This is a genomic window from Candidatus Eisenbacteria bacterium (assembly GCA_020847735.1).
GTDB lineage: Bacteria > Eisenbacteria > RBG-16-71-46 > RBG-16-71-46 > RBG-16-71-46 > CAIXRL01.
In genome coordinates this window covers 86,927-108,294 of the sequence record JADLBL010000023.1, presented here as the reverse complement: position 1 = coordinate 108,294, position 21,368 = coordinate 86,927, and the positions used below count along the sequence as shown (strand labels likewise).

Genomic DNA, 21,368 nt, shown 5'->3' with positions numbered 1-21,368 from the left:
CTCAGGCGGTGCGTCGCGTCACCTTCAGGCGGAGGCCGGCGTGCCGGCGCCGACGTCCAGCCAGTTCACGCGCTCCCGGTAGAGCTCGGGGTCGAGGCGCTTCAGGTCCATGTAGCGGCCCCGGTGGCAGGTCACGAGGATCACCTGGTGTCCGCCCGCGAGGCCCTCGACCAGCGTCTTCATGCCGGCCTGAAGCCGCGCGTCGTCGCTCGTCGCGAACGCGTCGTCGAGCAGCAGCGGCAGCGGCTCACCGCCGCGCGAAAGGAACTCGCTCACCGCCAGGCGGACCGCGAAGTAGAGCTGGTCGCGCGCGCCGGCCGAAAGCTGCAGGTGGGCCTTGCCGCGCGAGACCAGCGGCCCGCCCTCGAGCTGGACCGAGAAGTCGAGGTCTTCGCCGAAGCGAAGCTGGTTCACCTGCGCGCCGAAGCCCGTGAGCAGCTCGCCGACGCGGGCATTGAGGAAGTCGGCCCACTTGCGATGCGTGTCGGTCGCCACCTTCTGGATGGTCGCGCGGGCGAGCTCGACGCTCTCCTTGAAGGTCTTCGCGCGGGCGAGCGCGCGGGCGAGCCGCTCGAGCTGCGATTCGAGCTCGGGACGCAGCTGCGTGTGCCGCCGCCAGACTTCCTCGACCTCGAGCCGCAGGTCCCCGCGCCGCTGCTGGGTCTCTTCGAGCCGCGCGCGGCACTGCCGGGCCTCGACCTCGATCTCGTCCGGCTGGCGCGGCGAGGTGATGTGCTCGCGGCCCGCTTCGAGCATCGCGATCCTCTGGCGTCGCTGCTCGATCTCGAGTTCCGGCAGCAGGCGCTTGCGGGCGGCCGGAATCAGCTCCTCGGAAAGGATCGTCCAGCGCAGCCGGTCCCCCGAGCGCCGGGCGAGCGCGTCCACGTTCTCGCTCCACGATTTCTCGGGGTCGTACGTGAGTCCGGCGCTCTGCAGGATGCGCACCGCGCGCTCGCGCAGGCCCGCGACCGCGGCCTCGTCCACGCGGCGCTCGCGTTCGACCAGCTCCCAGTTGCGGTCGAGCTGATCGAGCCGCTTGCGCGCGTTGATGGCCAGGCGCGCCTCGTAGGCCGCCTTCTCGAGCAGCTCGGGCGTGGGCGCCGAGCCGGGGGCCGCGCGCAGGAGCTGCCTCGACTCCTCGAACACGGCCTGCCGCTGCGACTCCGCCTGCGCGAGCTGCTCCTGCGCGCGCAGCAGCGGCGAGCTGTCCTCCTGCAGGCGGGCGAACTCGCTCCAGTGCCGCATCAGGTCCACGGCGTCGCGGTAGCCCATCAGCCGCGCCATCTCGGCGAGCCCGGCCTCGTTCTCGCCGCGCTGAGTGCGCAGCTGGTTCAACCGCCGCTGCGCTTCGGCCAGCCGGCGCAGGGCCGCGTCGCGCTCGGCCGCCTGCGCGCGCCCGCCGATCGCGAGCATCGCGACGCCCGCGAGCGCCACCACGCCGCCCGCGCCGAACAGCGCGCCCCACACGAGCGGCGCGGACTTGAGCGCGAACGCCACGCCGCCGGCGATCACGCCGCCCAGGCCGAGAGCGAGCGAGAACCAGCCGGGCACGCGGCGGGCGCTGCGGTGCGCGTCGAGCGCGCGCAGCGCTTCGGTCGCCCCGGTGCGTTCCTGCTCGAGCTGCGCGACCTCGGTCTGGAACTGCAGGCTCGAGTCGGTCTGCTGGCGCAGCAGCCGCTGCTGCTCCTCGGGCATCGAGCTGAAGCGCCCGCGCAGGAACTGGATGCGTTCGGGCTCGTAGCCCTGCGCCGCGAGCTGGTCGCGAAGGACGAACACCTGGTTGCGCTGGTGCGCGTCCTCGACCGCCACGCGGCGCAGCTCGACGGCGAGCGCGTCGCAGCGGCGCGCGTCCTCCTCGCTGAAGCTGTCGTAGGCGCGCCGTTCGGCCAGCACCGCGTCGATCTGCTCGCGCTCGGCGGTCCACTCCTCGCGGCGGCGGGTCTCGAACGTCTGCAGGTTGCGCTGGCCCTCCTCGAAGCGCGCGACCGTCTCGCGCAGCTCGGTCTCGATGTTGGCCGGCATCTGCGCGACGGCCTCGAGCTCGGCGGCCTCGGCCTCGAGCCGGCGCAGCTCCTCGCGGCCGCGATCGTTGTCCTCGATCTGGCGGCGGATCTCGGCGGCCATGCCGGCGTGGCGCTCGGCCTCGAGCCGGCGGAGCTGGTCCTTGAGGCCGTTCTCGTCCTCGGCCATCTGCGCCAGCGACTCGAGCGGGACCTGGGCCAGCACCAGCTGGTGGTCGAGGTCGTGCAGCTCGCTCTCGACCAGCCGGCGCTTCGCCTCGAGGCGGTCGAGCGCCACGTCCACCGTCAGCGTGGATTCGAGCTCCGGCGACTCGTAGCGGCGCAGCGCCTCCTCGAGCACGCGCATCGCCTCGGAAGCGTTGGTGTCGCCGATGTGCGTGTCGGCGGCGTTCTCGAGCCGGGCGCGCAGCGTCGAGGCGCGGCGGGCCCTTTCGTCGCCGGGCACGACGCCGTCCATTTCGCCCTGACGCAGGAACGAGCACTTCTCGAACTCGGCCGAATCCACGCCGAGCAGCCTGCGTCCGACCGGGTACTGGTCCCTGCCCTCGAGGAACTCGGCGGTGACCTCGTGGCCGGCGCCGTCGAAGACCGCGACGGTTCCGCGCTCGAAGTCGCGCACGATGCGATAGCGCCGCCCGAGGACGTCCAGATCCATCTCGACGCCGTAGGGCCCGCTCGTCCACGGCCGCCAGCGCTCGAGCGGGGTGAGCACGCGGTGGGAGCGCTTGTCGTCCTCGAGCCCGTAGAGCGCGGCCGCGATCGCGGCGAGCATCGAGGTCTTGCCGCGCTCGTTGTCGTCCACGACCACGTTGGCCTTGACGGTCGAGAAGTTCCACTCGCCGCGCAGCGGGCCGAAGCCTGCGACCTTGAGGCGCAGGATCTTCACTTCGCGACCTCGTCCCAGGCCGGGGCGACCTCGCGCAGCTTGAAGGCGTCGAGGCCGTGGTAGAGCGCGCGCTCGAGCATCGCGCGGCGCGCCGGATCGGACTCGGCGTCCATCCGCGAGAGCAGCTCGCGCGCGAACCGCTCCTCGGTCGTCTTCGCCTCCGAGCCGCGATACGAGGCGAGGTCGTAGTCGGGCCGGACGCCGGTGGTGTCGAAGCGCCCGTGGAACGTGCGGTCGCGCAGGTCGGAGCCCGGGCCGGACCAGCGCACGCCCGCCGAGAGCCGGCCGGCGATGCGCACGGTCACCAGGTCCAGCTCGCCCGCGCCCGCCAGGTCGAGCGCCTTCAGGACCCGGCGGTCGATCGCATCCGCGCTCGCCGAGCCGGTCACGTCCACGTTCAGGTCGTACACGCGGCGGCGGTCCAGCTCGATCGGCTCGACCTCGATGAACGGCATGCGGTGGCCGTACTCGATCCGCACCTCGAGCGCGCCGTGGATGCCGGTCTCGGTCAGGTCGAGCGAGACGCCCGAGCCGGCGTAGGCCAGGCGCGCGCCGGCGGAGTTGACGCCCTCGGCGAGCGGCTGCTCGAGACGCTGGAGCGTGTGGTAGTGGCCGACGGCGTGGTAGACGAACGGCGAGGCGGCGATCTCGGGGTCGGAAAACGGCGCGGTCACCTTCTGTCCCGGCGGGCAGAAGCCCTCGCGCGAGCCGTGAAAGACGGCGATCTCGAAACCGAGCGGGTTGGTTCCGGTCACCTCGCGGAGCGCCTCCTTCGCGAGCGGCCGCTCGGCGCTCTCGACGTTGGCCGCGAAGCCGCGCCCCCAGACGCGCACGCCCTGCAGCCTCGGCACCGTCGCCGCCGTCCAGGACGGCGTGTCGAAGACGTGCACGTGCGCCGGCCAGGCGATGCCGCGCGCCTGCAGCAGCCGCTGGCTCCAGGCCGCGTTCGTCGCGCTCGCCGGGTCGTGGTTGCCGGGCGAGATGAAGACCGGCGGGCAGCCGGCGACCGCGAACGCCTTGACCGCGAAGGTCAGCAGCCCGGCTTCGACGTTGACGGAGTCGAACAGGTCGCCGGGCACGAGGATGGCGTGCGCGCCCCGCTCGATCGCCTGCGCGATCGCCTGCTCGAGCGCCCGCTGCTGGTCGCGGCGGCGGTCCTCGCGCCGGTCGGCGGGCAGCCAGGCAAAGGGCTTCCCGAGGTGCAGGTCCGAAACCTGCAGGAATCGCGCGAGGGCCATGCGGCGAACGTCCTCATCCGGTGAGGAAGGCTCCCGCTCCGGGCGCGATGCCCGGCGCGGCGAATCGAGCCGCAAGTTACCAACTGCCAGCGGGTCGGGGCAATGCCGGCGCGCGGCCATTGAGCGGGAAAAGCGCCCGGACTCCGGCCCCGTCGCCGCGCGGCCGGAGCAACGAACCCTGGCCGCGAGCGGCTCTCCGTGGATAGACTCGCGCCGATGCCGGACACGACCTCGGACTTCGGCCGGCCACCCGGGCGCGGCGCGGCTCGTCGCGCCGGCTTCACCGCGCTCGCGTTCCTTTCGCTCGGGGTCGCGGCCTACGCGCTCGTCGCCTACTCGCTCCTCCCGCTCGGCGCCGCCGTTCATCCGGCCATGCGTCCGTCGTTCACGGCGCAGCGCGCGGCGGTCTACGCGCACGTCTTCGCCGCGATGTTCGCGCTCGCGCTCGGCCCCTTCCAGTTCGTGAGCAGGCTGCGCGCGCGGCGGCCGGCACTGCACCGGCTGACGGGCCGCCTGTACCTCGCGATCGGGGTGCTGGCGGGCGGACTCTCGGGCCTTTACCTGGCGCTGCACGCGTTCGGCGGCCCGGTCTCGCGGCTCGGCTTCGGCGGCCTCGCGTTCGGCTGGCTCTTCACCGGGTATCGGGCCTTCCGCGCGGTGCGCGCGCGCGACTTCGCCACGCACCGCCGGTGGATGGTGCGCAACTACGCGCTGTCGTTCGCGGCCGTGACGCTGAGGCTGTGGATTCCGCTGTCCGTCGTCTCGGGCCTGCCCTTCGAGACGGCCTACCCCGCCATCGCCTGGCTCTGCTGGGTGCCGAACCTGCTCGTCGCGGAGAGGTTCTTCAACCGCCCGGGCGGCCCCGCGGGACTGCGCGCGGCGGAGCCCGCCGCGTGACGCTCGCGTCCCCCGGCGCGCGGCGTTCGCCCGCCGCGGCCGCGCTGCTCGCGCTCGCGGTCCTGCTCGCGGGCACGCCGGCGGGCGCCGCCGAGTTGTGGTGGCGCGCCTCGACGCCCCACTTCGTGCTCTACGCGAAGGCCGAGGCCGATTCGGTGCTGCGCCTGGCCCGCAACCTCGAGAGCATGGCGGTCGTGCTCGAAGTGGAAGGCTTCGGCGTGCGCGCGCGCGCGCGCCAGCGCGTGACGATGGTGGCGGTGCCCGCGAAGCGCGACTTCCTGCCGCTGCTGCCGGTGCGCGACGGCAAGCGCGCGCAGGTCGCCGGGCTCGCCCACAAGCTGCCCTTCGGTACGTGGATCGCCTTCGCGGGCTACGACGAGCGCGGGCGCATGGTCGCGCACCACGAACTGCTGCACGCGATCGCCGACGCGGCGCTCGGGCGCGCGCCGCTGTGCCTGAACGAGGGGCTCGCGGAGTTCTTCAGCACCTGGCGCGCGGGCGCGAGCGGCGGCCACTACGGCGACGCGATTCCCTGGCACCAGTACGTGGTCGAGCGCGAGCGGCCGTTCACGCTCGACGAGCTGTTCGCGGTGGACCGCGACTCGCCGGTTTACGCGCGGGACGGCGACGCGAAGGCGATGTTCTACGCCGAGTCGTGGACGCTCGTGCACTACCTGACGCGCCTCGACGGCCGCACCGCCCACTTTCGCGAGCTGGCGCAGGCGATCGCGGCCGGCGTGGCGCCACGCCGGGCGTTCGCGGACGCCTTCCCCGGCGAGAACTGGGACGAGATCCCGGGCAAGCTCTCCGGCTACGCGTCCGCGGAGCGCCTCACGGGCTGGAACATCCGGCTCACCGTGCCGCCCGGCGAGCTGCCGGTCGCGATTCGCGCCGCGCGGGAGTCCGAGGTCGCGACGCAGCTCGGCCTGTGGGGCGTGCTCGATGAAGCGGGCGACGCGCAGGCGATCCGGACGCTGCTCGAGTCCGGGCGCGGCGAGACCGCCGAGCCGGGGCTCGCGCTGGCCGGGCTGGGGCTGCTCGAGCAGCGCGAGCGGCGACCGCAGGAGGCGCTGCTGCGCTTTCGCGAGGTGGCCGCGCGCGACGACGCTTCGGCGCTGGCGCTGTCGGTCGCCGGCGGCGCGCTGCTCATGCAGGCCGCCGGCCAGGACCCGGCCGAGCCGAAGCTCGTCGGCGAGGCGTACGGACTGCTGGAGCGCAGCGTCGAGCGCGATTCCACCGACGCCGTGGCGCTCGGCTGGTACGGCCGCGCCGCGCTCGCGGGCGACCGGCTCACGCCGCGGGCGATGCGCGCGCTCGCGACCGCCTCGGCGGCGCTGCCGTTCGACGGCCCCATCGCCTCCGCGTGGGCCGCGGCGCTCAGCCATACGGGCCAGGCGCAGCGGGCGCGCGAGGTGCTGGCCTCGCACGGCGGCCTCGTGCAGGACCGCGAGATCCGCGCCGCGACCGGCGCGATGCTCGACTACGACGCCTTCCGGGACTCGGCGACGGCGCTGGCGAAGGCCGGCGAGTACGCCGCGCTCGACCGCCTGCTCGACCGCACCGAGGCGACGCACGACGACGAGCCGACGCTGGGCGCGGTGCGCTCGCTTCGCACGCAGCTCGCGGCGGCACGCCAGCGCCAGCGCTGGGTGGACCGCTACAACGACGGCGTGCGCGCGCTGCGTGCGAGCCGGCTGCTGGACGCCCGCGCCGCGTTCACGGCCGCCCGCGATTCGGCCGGCGACGAGCGGCTGCGCGGCGAGGCCTCGGCGAGGCTCGCGGACCTGGCGGGCATGATCGAATACGAGGCCGCGCTCGAGGCGTACCGGCGCAACGACCCGGCCGCCGCGCTGGCGGCGTTCGAGCGCGCGAAGGCGCTGGCGACCACCGACGAGCTGCGCGAGCGCGCGGAGCAGAACGCCGCGCTGATGCGCAAGGCGCTCGCCGAGTCCGGCGCGTCGCGCGGGGCGCCACGGCGCAGGTAGGGTTCGCCCGGGGCGCGCCGGCGGATCGCCCGGCGCGCGGCCCGACGCGCCGGATGCAGGCGCCGACCGGCAAGCCCCCCGCGCGATCCACCCGGCCGCCTTTCGGAGCCCCCGCCCGTCTTCTATCCTTCGCGCCCATGACCGAATCTCCGCTGCCGCCGCCCATCGCCGGGATCGAGAAGCGCCTGCGCTGGCGCGTGCTGCCCACGGTCGTGTTCGTGGCGGTGCTGGCCGCGCTGCTGGTGCTGGGGATCGTCTCGCTGGTGTTGCCGAAGCAGAACCCGCGCGGCCTGCCCGAGGGTCCGGCCGCCCGGGCGGCCGCGGACGGCGTCGCCGGTGTGAGCGTGCGCACCAACGAGCTGCGCTGGCACGCCGCGCTGCTGGGCGGCGAGCCGGTGAACGACGCGCCCGACCGGGCGATGCTCGCGCGGGTCGCGCGCGCGCGCGCGCGACTCGACTCGCTCGGGCGCGGGGGCGACGCGCGGCTGCTGGCGGCGCTCGCGGCGCTCGATCTGGCCGTGCACGACTTCCCGCGCGCGCTCGCGCGCTATCGGCGTGCGTGCGAGCTGGCGCCGCACTACGGCGAGGGCCGGCTGGGGGCGGGCGTGGCGCTCGCGCTCGAGGCGGACCGGACCGCGGAGCCGGGACGGGCGCGCGCGCTGTGGCTGGAGGCGGCGGCGCAGTTCGCGATGGTGGACTCGACACAGCAGGAGTACCCGCACGCGCTGTACGACCGCGCGCGCGTGCTGCGCGCGCTGGGCCGCGACCGCGAGGCGCGCTTCTGGGCGTCGCGCGCCATCGCCCGCGAGCCGGACGGACCCTGGAGCGAGGCGCTGCGCCGCGACGGCTTCGCGGATTGACGGGCGTGCGGCGGGTCGGCGCCACCGGCGCGGCCCGCCCGCCGGACGAGTCGGCGGCTCAGGTCCGGGCGGCGGTGGCGAGCGAGGCGAACACGGCGAGGTAGTCGCACGCCTCGCGCGGCAGCAGGAAGTGCCGGCGCACGTGCTCGCGGCCGGCGAGCGCGAGGCGCCGGCGCAGTTCCGGCGAGCGCAGCAGCCGCGTGATCTGGTACGCGCAGCCCGGCACGCTGCGCACCAGCAGGCCGGTGCGCTCGTGCAGCACCTGCAGCGGGATGCCGCCGACCGCTCCGGCGACCACCGCGCGGCGCTTCCACAGCGCCTCGGCGACCGTCAGGGCGAAGCCCTCGCGCAGCGACTTCTGCACGACCACCGCCGAGCGCCGCTGCAGCGCGTTGATCACGAGATGGGCGTCCGGCGGCAGATCGAGCAGCGTGACGTCGCGCCGGTCGCCGGCGCGGGCGCGCACCTCCGCCAGCACCTCGCGGCCCTCGGGGTCGTCGTCCGCGGCTCCGCCCGCCAGCACGAGGTGCGCCGATTCCTCGCGGCTCACGAGGTCGAACGCCTCGAGCACGCCGATCGGATCCTTGAGCCGGTCGAAGCGCGACACCTGGGTGACGAGCGGCACGTCGTCGGGCAGTCCGAACGGCGCGAGCAGCCGCTCCTGTTCCGCCTCGTCGAGCTCGCGGTTCTTGTCCGACAGCGGATCAATGGAGGGCGGCACGAGGTAGGCCGGAATCGGCAGCGGGGGCACGAACGCCGCGTGCGAGAAGATCGTCGCGTCGTAGGCCGCGACGTAGGGCGCGAGCCGTTGCCAGACGAGGCGGTCGGCCGCGGACAGGTCAATGTGGCAGCGCCAGACCCACGGCTGCCCGGGCCGGCGCAGCATCTGCACGAGCGCGGCCGGCTGCGGATCGTGGATGAGCACCAGGTCGGCGTCGAGCCCGAGCCCGGCGGCGCCGGCGGAGGCGACCTCGAGAAAGTGGCGCCAGTCGTCGTCCGTGATCACCGCCGGCGCGCCGTGCAGGCCGTTGTGGATCGCCTTGGTGATCCGGTAGTAGCGCTCGTCGCCGGGCAGCACGTGCCAGCGCGTGTCCACGCCCAGCCCGTTCAGCAGGCGCACCAGCCGGTGGAGGATCTCGGCCACGCCGCCTCCGGTCGCCGTCGAGTTGACCATCGCCAGCCGGTGGCCGCGCAGCGAGCGCGCGAGGTTCTCGAGCTGGCCGAACGCGTCCTCGCCGGCCGCTTCGCGAATCGCCCGCAGCCACTCCGCGCGCGCCGGACCGACGTCCACGATCATGCGCCCCTCCGCGCATCGGCGCCCGCCAGGCGCCGCGCCAGACGCCGGACCAGCGAGCGCATGCCCGCGGCGTCCGCGGCCGTGGCGGCCGTCTCGCCCGAGAGCACGCGCCCGGCGATGCCGGCGCGTCGGTCGTGCCGGCGGACGGCGGCGCGAAGGGCGTCGATCGAAGTGCGGCGCCGCGTCTCGCGCGCGAGCGTTTCGGCCAGCGCCTCGCCGCCCGCGGCCCGCAGCCAGGCGAGCAGCGCGGGCTCGCCGCCGGCGAACCACGGCTCCTCGACGAGATGGTGGAACCACACGTCGCGCGTCGCTCGTTCGAGCGCGCGGGCCAGCTCGCGCGCGTCCCGCGCGGGCGCTCCCGCGCGGATCGGCACGGCGCGCGCGGCGAGGAACGCGAACGCGCCGCCTTCGGGCGCGGCGCGGCGTTCGCGCGCGGCGGCCGGCAGCGTGTCGAGCGCCTCGAGCAGCCGGGCGCGCAGCGGCTCGGCGCCGGGCGGAGCGGTCTGCACGACGAAGCCGATGCGCTCGGCCGTCTCGGCGTCCTGCACGACGCCGCGCACCCACGCGCTCAGCTCGTCGGCGGGCGGTTCCGCGCCGTGGGCGTCGAGGCGCTGCATTTGCGTGTGGCGGAAGAGCGACGCCGGCGCGGCGTCGGCGACGCACCGCCGCAGGTCGTCGAGCGTCGTCGCGACGGCCCCGGTCGGCGCGGTGAGGTACACGACGCCCGTCAGCTCGAACGGTCGCATGGCGGCGTCCTCAGTCACGCTCGCGCTTTTCCTCGTCCATCGTCTTCAGGTATTCGATCACGAAGTCCCGCGCCAGCTCGCGGCAGCCGATCCCGACCGCGAGGGCGAGCGTCAGCCCGAGCGTTCCGGCGAGCACGAGGCCGAGCGCGGTCACGAAGTGGGCGGCGAAGCCGAGCTGCTCGAGCGCGACCATCATCGCGAAGAAGGTGAACACGCCCGTCACGACCTGCCCGCGCAGCCGCGCCCCCGACACACCGGCGCTTTCGAAGAAGCGCTGCGTGCCCGCGCCCAGCAGCATCGCCACCAGGCTGCCGACCACCAGCAGGATCGAAGCGGCCACCACGCGCGGCAGCGCGTCGCGCAGCCGCATCGCCAGCTCCTGTCCGAGCTGGAAGCCCAGCAGGTCGAGCGCCAGCAGCGCGGCGATGGCGACCAGCAGCCACTTCACCAGGCTCGCCGCCACGTGGGCGGGATCGTGCGCGCCCAGCGCCCGGTGGCCGAGCAGGCTGCGGGCGCCGCTGCTGAAGCCGCCGCGCCGCAGCACGGCGCGCAGCAGCCGGGCGACGAGCGAGGCGATCAGCCAGCCCACGGCCACGACGACGACCGCGAGCAGGAACGACGGCAGACCCTGCACCACCGCGTCGGCGAACGACCGGAGCTGCTGCATCAGCTCGTCGAGGGGCATCCAGGCGATTCCGATGCTGCCGATCATGATCCGGCTCCTTTCCGGCGCCGCACCGGCGCCTTCGTGCGGCCGGCGCCGCCGGCGGACGTTTCGGCGGGCCACGCGGTCTCCATGCGCAGCGCCGTGTCGAGGACTTCGGTGGCCCAATCGTAAACCGTGTGGCGGTGCACGGCCGTGCGCAGGTCGCGGATGCGCGCGGCGCGCGCCTCCGGATCCTCGGTGAGCGCGGCCGCGATCGTCTCGGCGAGCCGCTCGCGATCGTAGGGCGAGGCGATCCACGCGCGCAGGAACTCGCGCGCGGCGCCGGTGAACGGCGACAGCACCAGCGCGCCGCCGTGATCCGTCCGGGCGGCGACGTACTCCTTGGCCACCAGGTTCATGCCGTCGTGCAGCGAGGTCACCATGCACAGGTCGGCCATGCGGTAGAGCGGCACGAGGCTGGGAAAGTCGAGGTTGCGCTCGATGAGGTGGACGAGCGGCGGGCCCGCGGGCGCGAAACGCCCGTTGATGTGCCGCACCAGCGCGCGCACCCGCGTGCCGATCGCCTGGTATTCCTCGAGCTCGATGCGCGAGGGCACCGCGACCTGCACGAAGCGGAAGCGTCCCACCCACTCGGGATGCAGCTCCCAGAAGCGCTCGAGCGCTTCGAGCCGCTCCGGGATCCCCTTGGTGTAGTCGAGCCGGTCAATGCCGAGGCCGACGAGCGCGTCGCCCAGCCCGAGCTCGGCTCTCCACGCCTCGATGGCGCGCGCCGTCGCCGGCCGCTCGGCCATGGCGCCGATCTCGTCCGGATCGGTCCCGATCGGGAAGTGCCGCACCCACGTGCGCCGTCCTCCGCAGACGACCGCGTTGTGCTCGAAGTCCACGCGCGCCTCGAGCGAGTCGGCCACCGTGCTCAGGAAGTTCTGGGCGTGGTAAGGGATGTGGAAGCCGACGAGGTCGCAGGCGAGCAGGCCCTCGAGCAGCTCGTTCCGCCACGGCAGCCGTCGCACGACCTCGGCGTTCGGCCACGGGATGTGCCAGAAGAGCGCGATGCGCAGGTCCGGCCGCGCCCGGCGCAGGTACGGGGCGACGCGCGCGAGGTGATAGTCCTGAATGAACACGAACGCCGGCTCGTCGCCGATCTCCTCGAGCACCGCCTCGGCGAAGCGCCGGTTCACGTCCTCGTAGCGCAGCCAGTCCGCCTGCTCGAAGCGGGGCCGAACGTAGACGATGTGGCACAGCGGCCAGAGCGCGCCGTTGGCGAACCCCGCGTAGTAGCGTTCGTGATCCTCGGCCGACAGCCACAACCGGCGCAGCGTGTACGCCGGCCGGTCGGGCGGGCAGCGCACGTGGTCGTGCTCGTCCACCGCCTCGCGATCGCCGCCGCCGCTGCCGTGCGCGACCCACACCCCGCCGACCGCCTGCGCGACGGCGTCGAGCGCGACGGTGAGTCCGCCGGCGTTTCGCTGCCAGAGGAGCCCCTCCGGTCCCTGTTCGTGCGAGTAGGGCTCGCGGTTCGAGACGATCACCACGCGCCGCCTGCCGAGGTGGCGGCGCGCCCATTCGGCGAGCGACTCGCGCGTCGCGTGCGGCGGCAGCCCCGCGCGGCGCTCGGCGCTCGCCGCCGCGCGCCGCGAGGCGCGCCGCAGGTTGTGCATCAGTCCCATGTCCGCCTCCGGGGGTGCGGGTGGATCAGTGGACCGACTCGGCCCAGCGTTCGAGCAGCGAGCACACGGCCCCGGGAGACTCCAGACGCCACAGCGCGCGCGTCGGCCGCGCGTCGGCGCCGACGCGCACGGTGATGCCGCCGTCGCGAAGGACCTCGAACGCGCTCTCGTCGCCCGCGTCGTCGCCGATGAACACGACCACGCGCGAGCCGGCGTGCGCTCGCGTCAGCTCGCGCACCACCCGGCCCTTGTCGAAACCGGTCGCGCGCAGCTCCAGCCCGCCGTCGGCGTGCAGCAGCTCGAGTCCTTCGCGCACGAACAGCCGCCGCCACAGGGCCTCGCAGGCGCTCTCGATCCGCCGCGCCTCGGCCTCCGGGAGCCCGCGCGTGTGCAGCATCACCGCCGCGGGTTTGGCTTCGAGCCGATCGCCCCAGCCCTGTTCCGCGGCGGCGGTGCGGGCGAGCGCGAGGCGCTCGGCGACGAGATGCGGCACCGCGACGACGATGCGCTCGCCCTCGGCCGTGCGCCGCTCCCAACCGTAGGAGCCGACGAGATGGATCGGCAGGTCGCCCGCGAGCGCCTCGAGCTCGGCGAGCGGGCGGCCCGAGACGATGGCGACCACGTCCCCCGCTTCGCGGACGATGCGCCGGATCGCGCGCGCCGTGCGCTCGGGAAGCCGCGCGCTCATGCGCTCGACCTCGAAGGGCGCGAGGGTGCCGTCGTAGTCGAGCAGCAGCAGCCGGTGGTTCGCGCCCCGGATGCGCTTCCAGACTTCCGGCGGGAAGCCTTCGAGCCCGGTTCGAAGCGGGGGAACCGGCATCATCGCGCCTCCTTGGCCGGCGACCGGGGGCGGCGACGGTTCGTCGCGCCCGGACGGGCGGTTCGGAACGGACCAGGACGAAGCGGCTTCGCGAGCGATCACCGCGGAGGGTCGGCCAGCGGCCTTCCGCCTGTCTACCAGAAACCCGGCAGCGCCCGCGACAGGCCCGGGGCGCGATCGCGCGGCAACCCGCGGAGGAATCGCGCCGCGGCCGCGGAAATTTGCGTGGGCTTGTCCGTGGGCTCCGGCGCGCGGGCGCTTTCGGGGACGCGCAGGACCGTGCGGCGCGCCGAGTCGCCCTTCGCGGGGATCGCGAAGTCCGCCGCGACGCCCGGCGCTACTCCTCCAGCCCCTCGAGCCACTCGGCGTCGCGAAGCTGCGCGCCGCGCAGCGAGCGCAGCGACGCGTCGCGTTCGAGCGTCTCCGTGACCCAGCCGCGGACCAGCCGCTCGAGGAAGCCGCCGCGGGGCCGGTGCAGCTCGAAGAGGCGGATCTTCTCGCCCGGCGGCACGCCCGCGCGCCGGCGCGCTTCGGCGAGCGCGGCCTCGAAGCCGCCGATCTCGTCCACGAGCCGGCGCTCGCGCGCGTCGTCGCCGAGCCACACGCGGCCCTGCGCCGCCCGGTACACGTCGGCGGGATCGAGTCCGCGGCCCTGCGCGACGCGGGCGACGAACAGGTCGTAGTGCCTGCGGATGGCCGAGTCGGCCGAGGCCTGGAACGCGGGCGTCCAGTCGCGGGCGGGCGATCCGCCGGCCATGTACGCGCCGCGTTCGAAGTCGTCCTGCCGGATGCCGTGCTTCGCGTAGAAGCCTTCGAGCGAGGGTTTCACGAACAGCACGCCGATCGAGCCGGTGCGCGTCGCGCGGTCGGCGAAGATGCGGTCGCCGTGCGCGGCGATGTAGTAGCCGCCGCTGGCGGCGACCGAGCCCATCGAGACGATGCACGGCTTGCCGGTCTCGCGCTTGAGACGCGTGACCGCGTGGTCCATCAGGTTCGAGGCGATGGCCGAGCCGCCCGGGCTCTCGATGCGCAGCACCACGGCGCGCACGCCGGGCGCGCGAAACGCTCGTTCGAGCTGGGCGATGATGGTCTCGCTGCCCATGTACGGCCCCGTGAGCAGGCTTCCGCCGCTGCGCCCGGTCTCGATCGCGCCGCCCGCGTAGACGACCGCGACGGGCGAGCGCCGCGTCCACTCGCGGCCGGCGAGCGGCGCGCGGCGCAGGTTCACCGTGCGCGGCTTCGGTCCCAGCCCGGCGAGGCGTCCGAGCGCGCGCAGCGCGTCCTCGCGCCAGCCGACCGAGTCCACGAGCCCGGCGGCGACGAGGTCCGCGGCCGGCCAGGCGCGGCCGTCGAGCACGTGCGCGAAGCGCTCCCGCGGGACGCCGCGCCCCTGCGCCAGCGCCTCGGTGAACAGCGCCTGCGAGACGTCGAGCGTCCGCTCGATGGACTCGGTGTCGGCGGCGCCGGTCGAGTCCACGCTGAAGTTGCGGAACGCGGACTTGTAGTCGCCGACGCTCACCCGGTCCATGCGCAGGCCCAGCCCGGCGAGGAACTCGCGGTAGTAGCGCCGCTCGACGCGCAGCCCGAGGCCGGTGAAGTCGGCCTCCTCGGTGGTGAACACCCGGTCGCAGGCGCTGGCGAGGTAGAGATCGCCGCGCCCGCCGCCGGTCTCGAGGAAGGCGACGACCGGCTTGCCGGCGAGCCGCAACGCCTGCACGCGCGGCCGCAGCTCCTCGAGCTGCGCCATGCCGGCGACGCCGCGCAGATCGAGCAGCACGCCCCGCACCAGCGGGTCCTCGAGCGCACGCCGAAGCTGCGCGTGCAGCGGCGCGCCCGCGACCGTGGAAGCGCCGCCCAGCAGGCCGCCACCCAGCGCCTCGTCGGCGAGCAGCCCGCCCGCGCGCACGACCGCGACGCGGCGTTCGGACTTCGCGGCGAAAACGGATGGCTCCTCGCCGGCGTGCAGCGACACCGCCCAGTGGTCGTAGAGCCGGCGGTCGCCGGCGCGCGCGGTGCCGCCGTGCAGCGAGCCGCCGACGCCGCGCAGCGTCAGGCCGACGCGCAGCTCGCGGTGGTCGGCCACGCTCGCCGCGAGCGCCAGGCCCGGCACGGGCTCGAGCTCGGCGGTCACGCGCGAGCGGGCCTGCGACCAGTCGCCGTCCTCGACCAGCGTGACGTCGGCGCCGAGCGTCAGGCGCGTGCCCAGGTCGTGCGCGCGCGCGCGGTTCAGCGCGAGCGGGCGCAGCCCCACGCCGAGCGTGTACTCGCGGGCGAGACGGTCGCCGCGGAACTTCGGGCGCAGGACGTGCTCGACGACCGCGCCCGCCGACAGCCACGGGGACGGGCGCGACAGCAGCCCGAAGCGGTGGTCGGGCGTCGTCGCGCGGCCGATCGCCTTGCCGGTCACGACCCAGTAGGGCGCCCAGCCCGCGCGCAGCTTCTCGCCACCCGCCGCGAACGCGAGCCCGTAGGTCTGCGTCGTGTCGCGCTGCCGCAGGGCGATGAACCCGAAGCCGCCCGCCGAAAGCAGCGTCGTGTTCCACTCCTGCTTCGGCCCCGCGTGCGAGAAGCCCACGAACAGCTCGGCGGGATAACGCACCCCGAGCCCCGCGGGATTGAAGAGCGCCGCGCGCGCGTCGTCGGTGGTGGCGACGCCCTCGTCGCCGTACAGCGCCAGCGGCAGGTTCGGCGTGGGCGCGGTCGCGTCCGCGCGCGCGGCGGCCAGCGCGAGGAGCGCGAGGGTGGCTGCGGCGGCGAGCGGTCGCACGTCGGACCCTACTGCGAGAGCGTCACGCCGATGCGCGGGCAGTGCGGCGCCAGCGGGCACACGGAGCAGCGCGGCTTGCGCGCGATGCAGACCGCGCGGCCGTGCAGGATCAGCCAGTGGGAAAAGAGCGTCCACAGATCCCGCGGCACCAGCGGCTGGAGCGCGAACTCGATCTTCACCGGGTCCGACTCGTTCGTGAATCCGAGCCGGTTCGCGAGCCGCGCGACGTGCGTGTCCACGACGATGCCCGAGGCGATGCCGTAGGCGTTTCCGAGCACGACGTTCGCCGTCTTGCGGCCGACACCTCGCAGCGCGACCAGCGCTTCGAGCGTGCGCGGCACCTCGCCGCCGTGCCGCGTCACGATGTCGGCGCACGCCTCGCGGATGGAGCGCCCCTTCTGCCGGAAGAAGCCCGTCGAGTGAATGGCCTCCTCGAGCTCCTTCGGGTTCGCGCTCGCGAACGCCGCCGCGTCGGGGTACTTCGCGAACAGCGCCGGCGTCACCCGGTTCACGCGCTCGTCGGTGCACTGCGCCGACAGGATCGTCGCGACCAGCAGCTCGAGCGCCGAGGCGTGGTTCAGCGCGCAGCGGGCGTCGGGGTACAGTTCGCGGAGCTGCTCGATCACCGCCGCCACTCGCACCGGGTCGGGCGTGAAGAACCGCGACTTCCCCGGCTGGGTCGCGACCGGGCGGCGCGGCTTGGCGGACTTGCGCGGGGCGGCCTTCTTCTTCCGCGCGGCCGCGGCCGACGGCCGCGCGCCCTTCAGAAGGTGGGCGGCGCGCGCGGCGCGCGTGCGCGACTTGCCCGGCGCCGACCGCACGCGTGGCGAGGACGGCATGCTGGGCCGTGCGCCGGCGGTGCGGCGCGATCGGGGGGACTTGCGGGGCATGGCGCGGGGCAGCGTAGGCCGCGGCCCGGGCGGGCGCAACGGCGCGTCGCGTGCGCCACCGCTTGTCGCCGCGCGGGCCCGCGGTCCGGGCCGCCACGACGATGGCCCCGGACGCACGACGCCCCGCGGTTTCCGGGCCGCGGGGCGATCGTGTACAGCGCGTGAAGGAACCGACCCGGTCCTCAGAACCCCCACGCGAGCCCGAAGCGGGCGCCGAAGCCATCGGCCTTGACCGTCTCGCGGTAGCCGCCGAACAGCGGGTCGTCCACGTCGCGACCCATTTCGCCGCCGTTGAAGAACACCTCGCCCGTGACACGCGTGCGGCCCGACAGCGGCATCGCCGCGCCACCCCACGCCTGCCAGCCCCAGCCGCCGTACGTTGCGTCGAAGCTCTGGCCCGACTGGTAGTCGTCGGCGGACAAGTTCAACACCTGGTAGCCGCCGGCGATGCCGAAGTACGGCACCAGGCTCAGGTCGTCGTCGGCCGACAGCTGCATGAACGCCATGATCGGGAAGAAGTCGGTCGAGGAGCGCGCGATCTCGCGCTGCACCGTGATCGGCGTGCCGCCGGGTCCGATCTCGGTCGAACGCACCGAGGCCGTGCGGTCGCCGCTGTGCGCCCAGTCCACGCCGACACCGACCTGGACGTGCGGATCGAGCATCGGGCCGCCGCGAATGCCGGCGAGGAAGCTGCGCGGCGGATCGCCGTCGGGGTCGAAGAAGCCGAGATGGATCTGGCTGACGCCGTAGGAGTCCACGTGCCGGCCGTAGCCGGAGCGGCGCGGGCGATAGGCGACGCCCGCGACCGACACTTCGGGCACGCCGGGCACATGAATCGCGGCCACTTCGGGCGCGAGGCCGGAGGCGACCGGCGTCGCGGCGAGCGCGAGCGTTTCGGCGGGCAGCGTGAACGCGGACGGATCCTGCGAGGATGCCGCGGCGGCGAAGGCGGCCGGCGCGGTCAACGTGAGCATCGCCGCGCCGAGCACGGCGAAACGGGTGATGCGCGACTTCATGGGTGTCCTCCCTTCCGGCGACGAGGTGGTGCCGGGCAGTTGCTTCCGTGCCTTTCCTTGGCACGCGCCGTGCCGGTATCGGAGCCGAGCTTCAAGATCCTGCGCGTACGCGCGTAAAGCTATCCCAGTTGGACCCTGCGTGGACCGGCGACGCGGTCAGCCCGTTGCCAAATCGCGCCGGTGTTGCGACCCCGCCGCACGCCCGTTAGCGTGCCGGCGCGCATCGGACTTCGGCCGAGCGAGATCGCGCCCACGACATGCGAACACCCCTCGCGACGTTTCTGACCGCCGCGGCGCTGTCCGCGGGACTCGCCGTGCCCGCGGGCGCGGCGGCGACACCGCCCGCGCCCGGGGCGGTGCTCGCGGTCGAGGACACGATGCGGACCGAAGTCCCGCCGGTGCTCGTCAACGCCCGGCGCGTGACGCTCGCCGAGATCCTCGACCGCGTCGCGGCCGGCGAGGCGCGTCGCGACTCGCTGCTGCGCGACCGGAGCTATCGGATCACGGTCCGCACCGTCGGCCATGCGGCCGACGGCAGGACCCCGCAACTCGTCGAGGAGACGGTCGCCCGCGTCTACCAGAGGCGGCCCTCCGACTCTCGCGCGATTCCGCTCCGCCACTGGCGCGCGAAGCGGCCGAACGAGCGCGGCGTGAAGGCCGGGGTGCGCGTCGAGGCCGGCATGGACGAGACCATCGTGGACTTCGCGTTCCAACCGGGCGCGCGGCGCAACTTCAACTACCGGATCGCGGGGCGGGAGATTCTCGGCGACCACGTGATCTACCGGCTCGCCTTCGAGCCGCGCTCGCCGCTCGATGTCACCGAGCCGAGCGGCGAGGTCTGGGTGGACACCCGGGACTACGTCATCGTGCGCCAGGAAATCTCCTTCCGGCATTCGCCCGTGCCGCTGCTGCTGCGCGGGCTCGACCGCATGGTCGTCGAGCGCCGGCAGGTGGACGGCTTCTGGGTGCTCTCACGAGTGCTCGCGCGCGTGCGCACCACGGTTCCGCTGCCGCAGTTCGGCAGCAGCTTCGATCTGGCGATCCAGTTCAGCGACTACACGATCAACACCGGCCTGCCGGATTCCCTGTTCCGCGCCCCGGCCGCGGGCGGCGCGGCGCGAGGACGCGGGCGGTGAACGCGCGCCCCGCGTGGGCCGCGCTCGCGTGCGCCGCGCTCGCGTGCGCGGCCGCGTCGCCGGCGCGCGCCGGCGAATCGCCCGCCGACAGCACGATGCACTCGTACTTTCGCGCCCTGTCGGATTCGACCGACGCCTACTTCGGCCTCTCGGCGCAGCCCGCCGACACGGCGGGACTCGACTCGGCGCTCGCCGCGGGCCTCGCGCGGCCGCCGGGCATGGCGCCGCGCGGCGCGCTGCGCCTGTCGCTCGCGCCCGCGTTCAGCTTCAACCGCGCGCTCGGCGCGGTCTATGGCGGCTCGGCGGCGCTCGGGCTCGGGCGAGCGCCGAACCGGCTGGCCGGCCAGCTCCAGTGGGCGAACGGCCCGAACCAGTGGTACGGCGGCGGCGAGCTGCTGCTCGGGCGGGCGCGGCCGCGTCAGGACGCGAGCGTGACGCTGAGCGTGAGCGGCGGCCGGCGCTTCGAGGCGCTCAACCGCGACCGCTACAGTTCCGGCTTCGCGACGCTCAACGCGCTGGTCTGGGGCAGCGACCGGCACAGCTACCTGCGGCGCGACGGCGTGCGCGCCGAGCTCGCGCACCGCGGCGCCGCCGGCTGGAGCGCGCTCGCCTACCGCTGGGAGCTCGAGTCGCCGCTTTCGACCACGGCCGGCTGGACGCTCACGGGCGCGGGGCTCGAGGTCGAAGCCAACGCGCCGGCGGTCTTCGGGCGCGCGAGCGAACTGAGCGTCTCGGCGGGCGCGCGGCTGCCGTGGGCGCCGTTCGCCGCCGAAGCGACCCTGTGGAACGCCGGCGGCGCGCTCGGCGGCGATCTCGCCTACCACCGCTACCGCGCCGCGTTCGGCGGCGGCATTCCGCTCGGCGCCCACCTCGCGCTCGCGCCGCAGCTCGAGTACGCGCGCCTGCGCGGCGCCCCGCTCGCGCAGGACGCGCTCTACGTGGGCGGCTCGTACTCGCTGCTCACGGTGCCCTCGCAGTCGCTCGCCGGCACCGGGCGGGCGATCGCCCGCGTGGACCTGCTGCTTCAGGACGACGTGCCGACGCTGCTGGGCCTGCGCCGGAACCCCGCGTTTCCGCTGCAGGCGGGCGTCTTCGCCACCACCGCCGCGCGCTGGGGATTCGATCCGGCATCCGGCGCGCCGCGCATCGTGGCGCGCAACTGGCCCCGCGCCGGGGAGTGGATGCCCGAGGCCGGACTGTCCCTGATGTACCGCCCCGGCCTGCCCGATCCCGAGACCTGGCTGCGCGTGGACTACGCGTGGCCGCTCGGACCCGGCGATCGCGACGCGACGCTGTACGTGAGCTGGAAGCGCACGCTTCACCTGCTGAGCGGACGCTGAGCGTCGCGGCCGGCGCGCACGCCGCCGGATCGCGACGCGGGCGACAAGAGGCCCCGGGGGATCGCTCCCCCGGGGCTCGTCACGCCGCCCGTTCCCCTTGCCCTGGCACCGGGGCGGCGGAGACGCTAGGAAACTTCAGCGCGTCCGGCCGTTGTGCTTGAGGCGATGGATGTGCCGGCTCTGGCGGTTCTGCGCGCGGTTCAGGTGCGCGCGCTCGCGGGCGCTGACGTTGCCGTCCGCCTTCGCGCGCCGCTCGATGCGATGCACGTGACGCTGCCCGGCGCGCAGCGAGCGCGCCTCGCCGCGGGTCAGCTCGCCGCTGCGGACGCCCTGGTGGATGCGGGCCGTCTGTCGCGCCTCGCGGCGGTCCACGCGCGGGGTCGCCGTGCCGGCGGAAGCGATCGTGGCGGTGAACAGGGTGGCCGCGATGGCCAGCGTGAGAATCTGGAGCGTCTTCATGTGCCGTCTCCTCGAGGCCTCGCCTCGCGTCGGTGGGCCTCACGGCCCGGGGGAGCTGCCTGACTCGGTCGCGGGCCTCGCCCGCTTCGCAGCACCCCTGTTGCAGGCCCTGTGCCGCGGGCGGCCGATCGCGCAGGACCCATGAATTCCACGGGGCTGCGCGGGCTCCGGGCGGCCCCGGCCGCGCCGGGGTGAACCGGGGCGTTCACCCGCGTTCGGCCCGCGTGGCCGGATCGGGGCAGATGGGTCCTCGCGCGCAGGCGCAGCCGCCGCAGCCGGGGGGCGGGCCGCCGCGGCGCGCGGCGCGGCTTCAGCGCACGAGGCTGCGCGCCGAGTCCACGACCGCGCCGACCTGCTTCGTCGCCTCGCGCAGCGCGCGCTGCACCGCCGGCTCGCGCCGGTGCGTCCAGGTCCACCACAGCAGCACGATCAGCGCGAGCGGCAGCAGCGCCGCCGCGAGCTGGCCCGCGCGTACGACGATCAGCACCCCCCACGCCCACGCGGGCAGGTCGTCGCGGTGCCAGGGTGAACGCTCGCGCTGTTTCATTCCACGCGCCCCCGCCCGGGCTTCGGCTCACCTTCGTGACGCGAGCGGCGCACCGCCGCGCAGCCGGACTTCCGCATCGCGCGAGGCTCGTGGGTGGCGATCATGGGCGCCACGCTAGCCCGGACGCTT

General features: G+C 74.7%; 17 protein-coding genes. 5 read left to right on the top strand and 12 right to left on the bottom strand.

All coding sequences use genetic code 11. The features are described 5' to 3' along the window. Positions 1-24 precede the first annotated feature (24 nt). Together IT347_12485 and IT347_12480 are read right to left on the bottom strand one after the other, a co-directional pair. Positions 25-2,907: an AAA family ATPase gene (locus IT347_12485; GenBank protein ID MCC6350396.1), complete on the bottom strand. Its 2,883-nt coding sequence runs from the start codon at positions 2,905-2,907 to the stop codon at positions 25-27. Next, entirely contained in the window at positions 2,904-4,145 is a 1,242-nt protein-coding gene (locus IT347_12480) for a metallophosphoesterase (protein ID MCC6350395.1), read from the bottom strand. The genes IT347_12485 and IT347_12480 overlap by 4 nt, the downstream gene beginning before the upstream one ends. A 216-nt stretch (positions 4,146-4,361) precedes the next feature. Here IT347_12480 and IT347_12475 point away from each other — a divergent pair, with 216 nt between their 5' ends. The 3 genes from IT347_12475 to IT347_12465 all read left to right on the top strand — a co-directional run bounded on the left by IT347_12475 (position 4,362) and on the right by IT347_12465 (position 7,887). Beyond that, positions 4,362-5,042, top strand: coding sequence for a DUF2306 domain-containing protein (locus tag IT347_12475; protein MCC6350394.1), 681 nt, complete (start codon positions 4,362-4,364; stop codon positions 5,040-5,042). After that, entirely contained in the window at positions 5,039-7,027 is a 1,989-nt protein-coding gene (locus tag IT347_12470; GenBank protein ID MCC6350393.1) for a hypothetical protein, read from the top strand. The genes IT347_12475 and IT347_12470 overlap by 4 nt, the downstream gene beginning before the upstream one ends. A gap of 137 nt (positions 7,028-7,164) precedes the next feature. Then, positions 7,165-7,887 carry a hypothetical protein gene (locus IT347_12465; GenBank protein MCC6350392.1) on the top strand — a complete coding sequence of 241 codons (723 nt, stop codon included), beginning with the start codon at positions 7,165-7,167 and terminating at the stop codon, positions 7,885-7,887. Between the two features lie 58 nt (positions 7,888-7,945). On the opposite strand, the gene IT347_12460 is transcribed toward IT347_12465, so the two are convergent. The 8 genes from IT347_12460 to IT347_12425 all read right to left on the bottom strand — a co-directional run bounded on the left by IT347_12460 (position 7,946) and on the right by IT347_12425 (position 17,757). Continuing rightward, a complete protein-coding gene (locus tag IT347_12460; GenBank protein MCC6350391.1) occupies positions 7,946-9,184 on the bottom strand; it encodes a glycosyltransferase in 1,239 nt (412 codons plus the stop codon). Next, positions 9,181-9,948, bottom strand: coding sequence for a hypothetical protein (locus IT347_12455; GenBank protein MCC6350390.1), 768 nt, complete (start codon positions 9,946-9,948; stop codon positions 9,181-9,183). Before IT347_12455 ends, IT347_12460 begins: the two co-directional genes overlap by 4 nt. Next, positions 9,941-10,642, bottom strand: a complete 702-nt coding sequence (locus IT347_12450; protein MCC6350389.1) for a hypothetical protein — start codon at positions 10,640-10,642, stop codon at positions 9,941-9,943. Before IT347_12450 ends, IT347_12455 begins: the two co-directional genes overlap by 8 nt. After that, positions 10,639-12,264 carry a trehalose-6-phosphate synthase gene (locus IT347_12445; protein MCC6350388.1) on the bottom strand — a complete coding sequence of 542 codons (1,626 nt, stop codon included), beginning with the start codon at positions 12,262-12,264 and terminating at the stop codon, positions 10,639-10,641. Before IT347_12445 ends, IT347_12450 begins: the two co-directional genes overlap by 4 nt. 25 nt (positions 12,265-12,289) lie before the next feature. Next, positions 12,290-13,087: a trehalose-phosphatase gene (gene otsB, locus IT347_12440; GenBank protein ID MCC6350387.1), complete on the bottom strand. Its 798-nt coding sequence runs from the start codon at positions 13,085-13,087 to the stop codon at positions 12,290-12,292. Positions 13,088-13,421: 334 nt separating this feature from the next. Then, complete coding sequence (sppA, locus tag IT347_12435; protein MCC6350386.1) at positions 13,422-15,851, bottom strand: signal peptide peptidase SppA; 2,430 nt, start codon at positions 15,849-15,851, stop codon at positions 13,422-13,424. An 8-nt stretch (positions 15,852-15,859) separates the two neighbouring features. Then, positions 15,860-16,690 carry an endonuclease III gene (gene nth / locus IT347_12430; GenBank protein ID MCC6350385.1) on the bottom strand — a complete coding sequence of 277 codons (831 nt, stop codon included), beginning with the start codon at positions 16,688-16,690 and terminating at the stop codon, positions 15,860-15,862. A 233-nt stretch (positions 16,691-16,923) separates the two neighbouring features. Beyond that, on the bottom strand, positions 16,924-17,757 hold the full coding sequence (locus IT347_12425; protein ID MCC6350384.1) for a hypothetical protein: 834 nt from the start codon (positions 17,755-17,757) through the stop codon (positions 16,924-16,926). Between the two features lie 257 nt (positions 17,758-18,014). Here IT347_12425 and IT347_12420 point away from each other — a divergent pair, with 257 nt between their 5' ends. Next, a complete protein-coding gene (locus IT347_12420) occupies positions 18,015-18,893 on the top strand; it encodes a hypothetical protein (protein ID MCC6350383.1) in 879 nt (292 codons plus the stop codon). Next, positions 18,890-20,233, top strand: a complete 1,344-nt coding sequence (locus IT347_12415; protein MCC6350382.1) for a hypothetical protein — start codon at positions 18,890-18,892, stop codon at positions 20,231-20,233. Before IT347_12420 ends, IT347_12415 begins: the two co-directional genes overlap by 4 nt. A gap of 135 nt (positions 20,234-20,368) precedes the next feature. Here IT347_12415 and IT347_12410 read toward each other — a convergent pair whose 3' ends face one another. Together IT347_12410 and IT347_12405 are read right to left on the bottom strand one after the other, a co-directional pair. Then, entirely contained in the window at positions 20,369-20,650 is a 282-nt protein-coding gene (locus tag IT347_12410) for a hypothetical protein (protein MCC6350381.1), read from the bottom strand. 352 nt (positions 20,651-21,002) lie between these two features. Beyond that, on the bottom strand, positions 21,003-21,239 hold the full coding sequence (locus tag IT347_12405; GenBank protein ID MCC6350380.1) for a hypothetical protein: 237 nt from the start codon (positions 21,237-21,239) through the stop codon (positions 21,003-21,005). Positions 21,240-21,368 lie beyond the last annotated feature (129 nt).

Bases quoted from the DNA above. Each gene is read 5' to 3' on its own strand.
- IT347_12425 (MCC6350384.1), bottom strand. From the start codon at position 17,757: ATGAAGTCGCGCATCACCCGTTTCGCCGTGCTCGGCGCGGCGATGCTC.
- IT347_12480 (MCC6350395.1), bottom strand. From the start codon at position 4,145: ATGGCCCTCGCGCGATTCCTGCAGGTTTCGGACCTGCACCTCGGGAAG.
- IT347_12460 (MCC6350391.1), bottom strand. From the start codon at position 9,184: ATGATCGTGGACGTCGGTCCGGCGCGCGCGGAGTGGCTGCGGGCGATT.
- IT347_12475 (MCC6350394.1), top strand. From the start codon at position 4,362: ATGCCGGACACGACCTCGGACTTCGGCCGGCCACCCGGGCGCGGCGCG.
- IT347_12450 (MCC6350389.1), bottom strand. From the start codon at position 10,642: ATGATCGGCAGCATCGGAATCGCCTGGATGCCCCTCGACGAGCTGATG.
- IT347_12445 (MCC6350388.1), bottom strand. From the start codon at position 12,264: ATGGGACTGATGCACAACCTGCGGCGCGCCTCGCGGCGCGCGGCGGCG.
- otsB (MCC6350387.1), bottom strand. From the start codon at position 13,087: ATGATGCCGGTTCCCCCGCTTCGAACCGGGCTCGAAGGCTTCCCGCCG.
- nth (MCC6350385.1), bottom strand. From the start codon at position 16,690: ATGCCGTCCTCGCCACGCGTGCGGTCGGCGCCGGGCAAGTCGCGCACG.
- IT347_12465 (MCC6350392.1), top strand. From the start codon at position 7,165: ATGACCGAATCTCCGCTGCCGCCGCCCATCGCCGGGATCGAGAAGCGC.
- IT347_12405 (MCC6350380.1), bottom strand. From the start codon at position 21,239: ATGAAACAGCGCGAGCGTTCACCCTGGCACCGCGACGACCTGCCCGCG.
- IT347_12420 (MCC6350383.1), top strand. From the start codon at position 18,015: ATGCGAACACCCCTCGCGACGTTTCTGACCGCCGCGGCGCTGTCCGCG.